Origin of the sequence: Humidesulfovibrio sp., assembly GCF_035560995.1 — a bacterium.
Classification (GTDB): Bacteria; Desulfobacterota; Desulfovibrionia; order Desulfovibrionales; family Desulfovibrionaceae; genus Humidesulfovibrio.
This window is the reverse complement of record NZ_DATMYK010000239.1, coordinates 1-9648: the sequence shown is the minus strand read 5'-3', so window position 1 is coordinate 9648 and position 9648 is coordinate 1. Positions and strand designations below refer to the sequence as shown.

10 protein-coding genes are annotated in these 9648 nt (G+C 63.4%); 6 read left to right on the top strand and 4 right to left on the bottom strand.

Annotated elements, in window-relative coordinates; genetic code table 11:
• Positions 1-9: 9 nt before the first annotated feature.
• Positions 10-1302 carry a glycosyltransferase family 9 protein gene (locus tag VN419_RS09395; protein WP_325646822.1) on the bottom strand — a complete coding sequence of 431 codons (1293 nt, stop codon included), beginning with the start codon at positions 1300-1302 and terminating at the stop codon, positions 10-12.
• Positions 1303-1415: 113 nt separating this feature from the next.
• Here VN419_RS09395 and VN419_RS09390 point away from each other — a divergent pair, with 113 nt between their 5' ends.
• The 6 genes from VN419_RS09390 to VN419_RS09365 are packed head-to-tail and all read left to right on the top strand — an operon-like array spanning position 1416 to position 6440.
• On the top strand, positions 1416-2093 hold the full coding sequence (locus VN419_RS09390; RefSeq protein ID WP_325646820.1) for a bifunctional precorrin-2 dehydrogenase/sirohydrochlorin ferrochelatase: 678 nt from the start codon (positions 1416-1418) through the stop codon (positions 2091-2093).
• Positions 2080-2913: a cytochrome C assembly family protein gene (locus VN419_RS09385; RefSeq protein WP_325646818.1), complete on the top strand. Its 834-nt coding sequence runs from the start codon at positions 2080-2082 to the stop codon at positions 2911-2913. The genes VN419_RS09390 and VN419_RS09385 overlap by 14 nt, the downstream gene beginning before the upstream one ends.
• Positions 2913-4316, top strand: coding sequence for a glutamyl-tRNA reductase (gene hemA / locus VN419_RS09380; RefSeq protein ID WP_325646816.1), 1404 nt, complete (start codon positions 2913-2915; stop codon positions 4314-4316). Before VN419_RS09385 ends, hemA begins: the two co-directional genes overlap by 1 nt.
• A 7-nt stretch (positions 4317-4323) precedes the next feature.
• Positions 4324-4662 carry a hypothetical protein gene (locus VN419_RS09375; protein WP_325646814.1) on the top strand — a complete coding sequence of 113 codons (339 nt, stop codon included), beginning with the start codon at positions 4324-4326 and terminating at the stop codon, positions 4660-4662.
• A gap of 16 nt (positions 4663-4678) precedes the next feature.
• The gene (gene tilS / locus VN419_RS09370) at positions 4679-5719 is read left to right on the top strand and encodes a tRNA lysidine(34) synthetase TilS (RefSeq protein ID WP_325646813.1); all 1041 of its coding nucleotides are present in this window, start codon (positions 4679-4681) and stop codon (positions 5717-5719) included.
• A gap of 52 nt (positions 5720-5771) precedes the next feature.
• Positions 5772-6440, top strand: coding sequence for an adenylate kinase (locus VN419_RS09365; protein ID WP_325646812.1), 669 nt, complete (start codon positions 5772-5774; stop codon positions 6438-6440).
• A gap of 79 nt (positions 6441-6519) precedes the next feature.
• Here VN419_RS09365 and secF read toward each other — a convergent pair whose 3' ends face one another.
• The 3 genes from secF to yajC form a co-directional block, all read right to left on the bottom strand.
• Positions 6520-7608 carry a protein translocase subunit SecF gene (gene secF / locus VN419_RS09360; RefSeq protein WP_325646810.1) on the bottom strand — a complete coding sequence of 363 codons (1089 nt, stop codon included), beginning with the start codon at positions 7606-7608 and terminating at the stop codon, positions 6520-6522.
• A gap of 9 nt (positions 7609-7617) precedes the next feature.
• Positions 7618-9210 (bottom strand): protein translocase subunit SecD, encoded by a 1593-nt coding sequence (secD, locus tag VN419_RS09355; protein ID WP_325646808.1) that lies wholly within the window; start codon positions 9208-9210, stop codon positions 7618-7620.
• Positions 9211-9359: 149 nt separating this feature from the next.
• Positions 9360-9648: preprotein translocase subunit YajC (gene yajC / locus VN419_RS09350; protein WP_325646806.1), on the bottom strand; the 289-nt coding region annotated here is incomplete at its 5' end.

The following is a 9648-nucleotide window of genomic DNA, read 5'->3' as shown; positions in this document are numbered from 1 at the left end:
GTTATTAAATCAGAACAAAGAACGCATGCTGGTACGTCTACGACTTTGACTGGATTCCGCATCCGGAGTCATCCAGTCGCGTTCCGAGTAGAGACGTTCGGCGAACTCCCGTACCGAGGAGTCTTCCCACGTGCCGCCAGCGCCCAAGTGCCGCGCAAGGAACATGCGGAATTGGTGCCGCAGTCCGGCTGACGGGTCCATGCCCGAGCGCGCTGTGTAGTCCACGCCCACCGCGTCCAAGGTCGTATCCAGATCAAGCAGGCCATCCGGCAAATGGCGTTCGTCGCACGTGGCGAGGTAGCGCGTGAGCCGGGCGTCGCCAAAGGGCCTGAGGCAGATGACGCCGAAGTCGCAGGGCTGGGACTCCAGGCAGGGCAGGCAGTCGGTCAAGGCCTGGAGCACGCGGTGGCCCTGGCCGTAGGGGCCGGTCTCGCTGCACCAGGCAGAGGACAGGAAGGTCGCCAGCACAGGCACGCCGAGGGCAGCCGCCAGATGCATGGTGCCGGTGTCCGGGGTCAGGAGCAGATCCAGTCCGCCAACGGTATCCACAAGCCCGGCCCAATCCGTGCCGCCGCAAAGGTTCCGCACCTGTCCCGCGCGTCTGGCCGGCAGCTCGCGCAGCACGTGGTGCGCGGCCTTGGCCTCGGCCACGCTGCCGAGCAGTGTCACCGGCTTGTCGTTCAGGTCGGCCCTTGTTTCCAGAAGCGCGGCAATCAGCCTGGCCAATTCCTTGGGCGGCAGGGACCGGCGTGACTCGCGCCCGGCCAGCACTACGCCAAGCCCCCCTCCCCTGCCCTGCGCGACCGGGTTCACGTCTTCAGGCGGAATGGGCGCGGGATGGTGCCAGGCCCAGAAATCGACGATGTTGAGCCCGATACGGCGCATGGAGGACCAGCGCATGGCCAGCCGGGCCCATTGGCCGATCTCTTCCTGGCCGCTGCTCCACACATGGCCGCGCACGCACTCAGGCGCAAAGAGTCCGGCCACACGGAAATTCAGCGGCGAGAAATTGAGGTTGTACACGCGCCCAAAATCCAGCTCCGCAAGTTCACGGAAAACCGGCAAGTTGGCGCTGAGCAGCGCCGCGGCCTGCTCTCGGGCGGGCAGCTTGGCCAGGGCCGTGCCGTGGGCGGCCACAGGGTGCAGGATGACGGCGGGATACAGCAGCCGGGCCAGCGCGGCCAGGGACTGGTCCAGGCAGAGATGCACCTCGGCCCCAGGCTCGGCCAGCAGCGAATGCAGCAGGCGCTTGGTCTGCACAAGGTCGCCGAAGCGGGCAAGCTGGATGACGAGTTGGCGCATGGACGACCTCTTGTGTTGGCGATGGGCAATCTCTACCCCAGGCTGAGGGAATCTGGCAAGAAAGGGCTTCTTGGCATTTTACAGAGGCCCCCGGCATTTGCTATATGGAAGCGATGCGCTGCTATCCTATGTTCGTGAGCCTTGAGGGGCGGGCCTGCCTTGTGGTGGGCGCGGGCCAGGTGGGCCTGCGAAAAGTCTTGTCCCTGGCGGACTGTGGGGCCAGCCGCGTTCTGGTGCTGGAGCGCCGCGAGCCGGACGACGCCCTGCGCGCCCTGGAGGCTAGGCCCGGCATCAGCGTGGAGCGCCGAGAGTTCGAGGAATCCGACCTGGACGGCATGTTCCTGGCCATCGCCGCCACCAGCGACGCGGCGCTGAACAAGCGCATCGCGGCCCTGTGCCGTGCGCGAGGGGTGCTGTGCAACGTCATCGACGCGCCGGAGGAAGGCAGCTTCATCGTGCCCTCCAGCGTGGTGCGCGGCGACCTCACCATCGCCATCTCCACGGACGGACACAGTCCGGCGCTGACCAAACGCATCCGAAAAGACTTGCAGGACCGGTTCGGGGAGGAGTACGCACAGTTCCTGCGGCTCATGAGCCGCCTGCGGCCCTGTGTGCTCGGTCTTGGGCTCGGCACCGGGGCCAACTCGGCCCTGTTCCGTTCCCTTGTGGGCTCGCGCCTGCTGGAGGCCCTCCGCCTGAACGATGGCCTCCTGGCCACGGCGGAACTGACCGCGCATCTGCCCCGAGAATTGCACCATCTGATCCCGGAGTTGCTTGATGGGCTTGCCTGAAATCCTGCCGATGCTGGTCATCGGCCTCTACTTCCTGGGCACGGCGTTCTACGTGCTGGGCTCGGCCCTGCGCAACGAGCGCATCAAGGTCATGGCCCTGAGCATAGCCGGCACCGGCTTTGCGCTGCACGCGGTGGATCTGGCCGGGCAGCTTGTCGGCGCCGCAGGGCTTGATTCGCTGACCTCCGGGCGCTTCTTGTTCTCCCTGTTCGGCTTCGGCGTGCTGGTCAGTTTCGGCCTCTTGTGGTGGCGGCTCAAAATGCGCTTCCTCATCGTGGTGGCCCTGCCCCTGGCCCTCGTCTTTTACGCCACGGCCAACGCCACCAGCGGCATCAAGGCCAGCCTGCCGCCCATGCTCTCCGGCCTGTTCTTCCTGCTGCACATCGGCACTCTGTTCTGCAGCATGGCCCTGCTGGCCATGGCCTTTGGCGCGGGGTTAGCCTTTCTGCACCTGGAAAAACGCATCAAGACCAAGACCGGACTCAAGAAGTTCCAGCAGGACATGCCTTCGCTCGACACCTTCGACAAGGTGAATCACTGGGTCATCGTGCTGGGCTTCCCACTGTACACGGTTGGGCTCGCCTCCGGCTTCGTGTGGGCCTGGCTGGCCTCCAAGCGCGTGTTCTCCTTCGACCCCAAGGAGATCCTGGCCCTTGTCATGCTCGGCCTCTACGCCTATCTCTTCCATCAGCGCCTGGCCTACGGCTGGCGCGGACGCAAGCCTGCGGTCATGGCCATCGCCGTGTTCCTGCTCATGGTTCTGTCCATGTTCGGCATCAACTTCCTGGTGTCCACAACCTTCCACGGGTTCAAGGCGTAATGGATAAGAACATTTTCCTCGTCGGCCTCAACCACCGCTCCGCCGGGGTGGACGTGCGCGAAAAATTCGCACTCACCAGCGTTGCGGACTTTGAGAAGAGCCTGCTGGCCGCCTGCCCCCTGCGCGAGGTCATGGCCCTGTCCACCTGCAACCGCGTGGAGATCCTCGTGGTGGCCGACAGCACCCGCTGCCAGGGCATGGACGTGACCGAGGCCGTGCTGGCCCATTGGGCGGGCACCTGCCAAGGCCCCTTGGATGTCCTGCGCGAGCACACCTACAAGCACCAGAGCATGGACGCGGTGACGCACCTGTTCTGCGTGGCCGCCAGCCTCGATTCCATGATTATGGGCGAGCCGCAGATTCTGGGCCAGCTGAAAAACAGCTACCGCAAGGCCGTGGAGACGGGCACCGCCCGCGTGGTCATTAACCGCCTCCTGCACAAGTCTTTCTCTGTGGCCAAGCGCGTGCGCACGGAGACGGCCATCGCGTCGAGCGCCGTGTCCATCAGCTATGCCGCGGTGGAGCTGGCCAAGAAGATCTTTGGCGAGCTTGGCGGCAAGACGGCCATGCTGGTGGGCGCTGGTGAAATGGCCGAGCTGGCCGCCACACACCTCCTGGCCTCCGGCATCGAGAAGCTTTACATCTGCAACCGCACCTACGCCCGCGCCCAGGAGCTGGCCAAGACCATGCACGGCGAGGCGGTGTTTTTCGAGGACATGGTCGAGCGCCTGACCGGCGTGGACATCGTCATCAGTTCCACGGGTTCGCCCACGGCCATCATCCGCGCCAAGGACATCCGCGAGGTGCTGAAAAAGCGCCGCAACCGCGCCATGTTCTTCATCGACATCGCGGTCCCGCGCGACATCGACCCGGACGTGAACAGCCTGGACAACGTCTACCTCTACGACATCGACGACCTGAAGGAAGTTGTTGAGGAGAACATGAGCGCCCGCAAGGGCGAGGCGGTCAAGGCCCGGGCCATCGTTGACCTGGAGACCGAGGCCTTCGCCACCTGGATGAAGTCCCTGGCGCTGCAGCCCACCATCACCGGCCTGCTGGGCCGGGCCGAGGACGTGGCCGCGCGCGAGCTGGCCAAGACCCTGAAGCGCCTGGGCCCCGTGGACGACGAGACCCGCCAGGCCCTGGAGGTGCTGGTGAACTCCGTCAGCCGCAAGCTGCTGCACGAGCCCATCTGCTTCCTCAAGCGCCGCACGCGTGAGGAAGGCTCCGCCGACCGCTTCATCGACGTGACCCGGCGCATCTTTAACCTCGACAGCGACCCCGTGAACCCCGACGCCCACCTGGATCGCCGCACTTCCGACGACGACGAACCCCTGGACTGCGAATGCTGCCGTGACGACGAGTCCGACAGGGAACCTGGCCGGGACGAAACCAAGCACTAGGATCATTATGCGCAGCTATCTCATCGAAGACTTCTACCCGGAGCACCTGGAAAAAATCGTGGCCACCCTCAAGGCCAAGGGATGCTCCGGCTCGCTTGACGGCATCTTCTACCTGACCTTGCCGGACGAACTGCTGACCGATGTGCAGCGCGAGCATGCGGCCGAGTGCGGCCCGCACATGCTGGTGCTGGAGGTTGTGGACGAGGCCACGCTGAAGCTGGAACTCCTCGTGCGCGCCCAGAAAAAACTCCGCTGCGAGTGCGTCATGTATTCCACCCCGGCCCAGCGCGAGCACATCATCGACTACATCGACGACTTCATCCGCCAGCTGGACATTTCCGTCTAGCCTCCCCATGCCGCCCATGTTGCCGAAACTCCAGGAGCTGCCGCCCAAATGGGCGCGGTTCTGCCTGGGCGTCGGCAGCTTCGCCGCGCAGGAGCTTGGGCTCGACTTCCGCAACGCCACCTGTCTGGTGGCCTGCTCCGGCGGGGCCGATTCCACCGCACTGCTCCTTATCGCCGCTCTGCTCTGCCCCATGCACAGCGGACGCGTCATGGCCGCGCATCTGGACCACGGCCTGCGCGACGACTCGTCCCAGGACGCCCGCTTTGTGGCGGAACTTTGTGAAAAGTGGAACATTCCCCTGGCGTCGGAACGTCAGGATGTTGCCGCCCTGGCCACAGAACGTGGCATCGGGCTGGAAGAGGCCGGCCGGCTGGCGCGCTATGACCTGCTGGAGCGCGTGCGCGCGAGGACCGGAGCTGAGATTATCTTGCTGGGTCACCAGCTGAACGATCTGGCCGAGGACCAGCTTATGCGCCTCACGCGGGGGGGCGGTTGGCCCGCCCTTGGCGGTATGGTCGGCTTCGACGCCTCGCGCCGGCTGCTGCGCCCGCTGCTCTTGACCCCTAGAGCAATCCTTGAGGAATTCCTTACAATATCTGGAGTCCCCTGGTGCACGGATGCGTCCAATTTCGAGGGATCCTACATGCGCAACCGGATGCGGCAGGAGCTTGTGCCTGTTCTGCTGCGCGAAAATCCGGCCTACCTGGATTCTGTCTCGCGGCTGTGGCGGCAGGCCCGCCTGGACGAGATCCATTGGCAAGCCGAAACCGAGCGGGTGTTGGCGCAATTGCCTTGCGTTTCACACAACGGGACTCTTCTGCTCTCGGCGGAAGTGCTGAACCTGTGCCCTGCCCCCTTGCGCCTGCGCGTGTACAAGGCCGCGCTGGAGACGCTCGGCCCAGGCCAGGCCTTGAGCGACGGGCTGTTCCGTCTGGATGAGCTGTGGCGGGTGCGGGCCACGGGAAAAAAGCTGCGCTTTCCCGGCGACAAGGAGGCCCGCGTCACGCAGTCGGGCATCGCCTTTCAGGTCATTGACAGGAAAAAAGAGTGCGGATAAGAGCTTGTGAATCTTTTGCACAAGCCAAAAGCAATCACCCCAAGGAGGCACAATGAATATTCTCATTTTCGGACCCAACGGCAGCGGTAAAGGCACCCAGGGCACCCTGGTGAAAGCCAAGTACAACCTGGACCACATCGAGTCCGGCGCCATCTTCCGCAAGCACATCGGCGGCGGCACCGAGCTCGGCATGAAGGCCAAGGAGTTCATCAACCGCGGCGAGCTGGTCCCTGACGACATCACCATCCCCATGGTGCTCGACGTGCTGCAGAACGCCAGCAAGAACGGCTGGCTGCTCGATGGGTTCCCCCGCTCCCTGGTGCAGGCCGAGAAGCTTTGGGACGCTCTGCAGAAGGGCGGCGAGAAGCTGGACTTCGTCATCGAGATCCTGCTGCCCCGCAGCGTCGCCAAGAACCGCATCATGGGCCGCCGTCTGTGCGCCAATGACAACAACCACCCGAACAACATCTTCATCGACGCCATCAAGCCCACTGGCGACGTGTGCCGCGTCTGCGGCGGCGCTCTGACCGCCCGCGCCGACGACCAGGATGAGGGCGCCATCGACAAGCGCCACGACATCTACTACGACGACAAGACCGGCACTCTGGCCGCCGCTTACTTCTACAAGGCCCTGGCCGCCAAGGGCGCCTGCAAGTACATTGAGCTGAACGGCGAAGGCTCCATCGACTCCATCAAGAAGACCCTGCTGGACCAGCTGTAGGCCCAGACCACGCAGCCAACAACAAGGCCCCCCTTCCGCGAGGAAGAGGGGCCTTTTCTATTGCCGTGATTGCCGGGGCCTAGGCGGTCTTGACCTTGCCCTTCACGGGCACGGCCGGAGCGTTCAGGTCTTCGGGCGGGGTCAGGGTGGCGATGATGGGCGCGGCCACGTAGATGGACGAGAAAGTGCCCACCACGATGCCGATGAGCATGGCCAGGGCGAAGTCGTGGATGACCTGCCCTCCGAAGATATACAGGCTGAACACGGCGAGGAAGGACAGGCCGGAGGTCAGCACCGTGCGCGAAAGAGTCTGGTTCACGCTGCGGTTGATGATGGTGTTCAACGGCTCGCCGGTCTTCTGTCCGCGGATTTCGCGGATGCGGTCGTAGACGATGATGGTGTCGTTCAACGAAAAGCCGATCAGGGTCAACAGCGCGGCGATGATGGTGAGGTCGAATTCCTTGTTCAGGATGGAGAAGATGCCCACAGTCACCAGCACGTCGTGGATGAGCGCCGCAATGGCTCCTAGAGCGTAGTTGAGTTTGAGCATGAAGCACAGCACAAGGGTGATGATGAGCGCGCCGAAGACCAGCCAGATCTGCGGGGCGTTGATGTACTGCAAGGCCGTTATGCCCGCGAAAAGCCCGGCGGCCATGATGCCCGCCGCCATCCAGCGGTGTTCGAAGCGGCCGGAGATGTAAATGGCGATGAGCAGGATGGCGTAGTACATGGCCTCTAGGGCCTTGCCGCGCAAATCCTCGCCCACCTTGGGGCCGACCATCTCCACGCGCTTGAAGGTGTACTTGTTCCCGGCCAGGTCCTTGTCCAGGGTGGCGACGACGGTCTTCTGCACCGCATCGCTGGTCTCGTCCGTGGTGCTGGTGCGGATAAGGAAGTCGTTGTCCTTCTCCGGACCCATCTGCTGCACCACGAGGCCCGGCAGGCTGGTGGCTTCCAGGGACTTCTTGAGGTCGTCGAGCTTGGTCGGGACGTCGAACTTGGCCTGGATGATGACGCCGCCCGCGAAGTCGATGCCGTAGCGCGGGCCGCCCTTCATGGTCAGGGAGGCGAAGCCCACGAGGATCATCAGCGCGGATATGGCGAAGGCGTAGTACCGCAGCCCAATGAAGTTGATCTTGGTGTCGGGTTTGATGATGTGGAAGTGCATGGCGTCTCCTTAGATGCTCACGGACGCGTCGGCCGGGCGCTTGGAGAGGTACAGATCGAACATGATGCGCGACACGAAGATGGCCGTGAACATGCTCATGACGATGCCCAGAACCAGGGTGACGGCGAAGCCGCGAATGGGCCCGGTGCCGAACTGGTACAGAATGATGGCCACGAGGACGTTGGTGGTGTTCGAGTCCAGAATGGTCAGCGTGGCGCGGTCATAGCCCTTGTGGACTGCGTCGGCGGGTTTGAGCCCGTGCCGCAGTTCTTCTCGGATGCGTTCGTAGATGAGCACGTTGGCGTCTACCGCCATGGCGATGGTCAGGATGATGCCCGCGATGCCCGGCAATGTCAGCGTGGCGCCGAAGGCGGCCAGGCCGGCCAGGGTCAGCACGATGTTCAGAATGAGCACGATGTCGGCAAAGACGCCCGCAGTGCGGTAGTACACCGCCATGAACACGATGATGGCGATGGCCGCGAAGCCGGTGGACATCATGCCCGCGTCGATGGATTCCTGTCCCAGGGTGGGGCCAACCGTGCGCTGTTCCAACACGTTGACCGGGGCGGGCAGCGCGCCCGCGCGCAGCACGATGGCCAGGTCGCGCGCTTCTTCCTGCGTGAAACTGCCGGTGATGGAGGCCTTGCCTCCGGGAATCTTGTCCTGGATCACCGGGGCGGAATAGCACTTGCCGTCCAGCACGATGGCCAGGCGCTTCTTGATGTTCTCCTCGGTGACACGCTCAAAGACCTTGGCCCCGCGGGCATTGAAGGTCAGGCTGACGGAGAACTGGTTGTTGTTCTGCTCAATGGTGGCGCGGGCATCGGTGATGTACTCGCCGGTCATGACCGCGTCTTTCTTGAGCACGATGGGCTGGTCCACGGTCTGGCCCTTGGGCCCGCGGGACTTGATCACCGAAAGCTCGCGTCCGGGGCCGATGAGCCCAGCCGGGTCCGCGGTGTCGTCCACGATCTTGAACTCCAGGTGCGCGGTCTTTCCGATGACGGAAATGGCGCGTTCCGGGTCGTGCAGGCCGGGCAGCTGCACCTGGATGCGGTTGCCTTCCTGGCGGCGGATGTCCGGCTCGGCCACACCAAACTGGTCAATGCGGTTGCGGATGGTCTTCACCGCCTGATCCAGGGTCAGCTTGGAAAGATATTTTTTGTAATCCGGGGTCATGGACAGCAGGTATTTCACCTTGTCCTCGGCCTGGACTTCCTTGGCGTCGACCTTGAGAGCGGTGAACTGCTTCTGCAGCAGCTTCTCAAAGGCTTCCTGCTTGTCCGCGCCCACAAGCACGGCCTCAAGGCGAGGGCCGGGCAGGACGGTGGGCTTCAGCAGTGCAAGGTTCTCCTCGCGGGCGCTGGCCTTGATGTCCTGGCCCAGGCTGGCCATGTTGTTGTCTATGGCCTTGTCGACATCCACGCCGAGGGTGAGATGGATGCCGCCTTTGAGGTCAAGGCCAAGGTTGATGGCGGTGTCGGGCAGAATTTTGCCCAGGCTCGTGTTCTTGATGCCCGGCACCGAAGGCAGCACCAAGGCGAAGGCCACGATCATCACCGCGAGGGTAAGAAGTAAACGCCAGCGCAGGTTGCGGTACATGTGCTCTCCCAGTTGCTTCCAGAATCGATCAAAGAATCGGGGCATTACCCTGCAGATAAAAGACGGTGCTCCGACAAAGACAAGCGCGGACCCGGGCGCATCCCCAGGTCCGCGTATCCGCCTTCCGGCTGAAGATCAAAGGAAAAAGCCTATTTTCCCTTCTTTTCCAATTTCTCAAACGCCTCGGCCTTGTCGGCCACGGTGTTGCGCAGCATTTCAACCTGAACCTTTTCGGCGATCTCCACGATGACGGTCTGATCCTTCATGCGCACGATGGTTCCGTAGATGCCGCCGTTGGTCACAATGCGATCGCCGATCTTGAGGTTGTTGATCATCTCCTTGTGCTGCTTGGCCTTTTTCTGCTGGGGCCGAATGAGCAGGAAGTAGAAGATGGCGAACATGAGAATGAGCGGCACGAAAGCGCCAATCGGGTTGCCC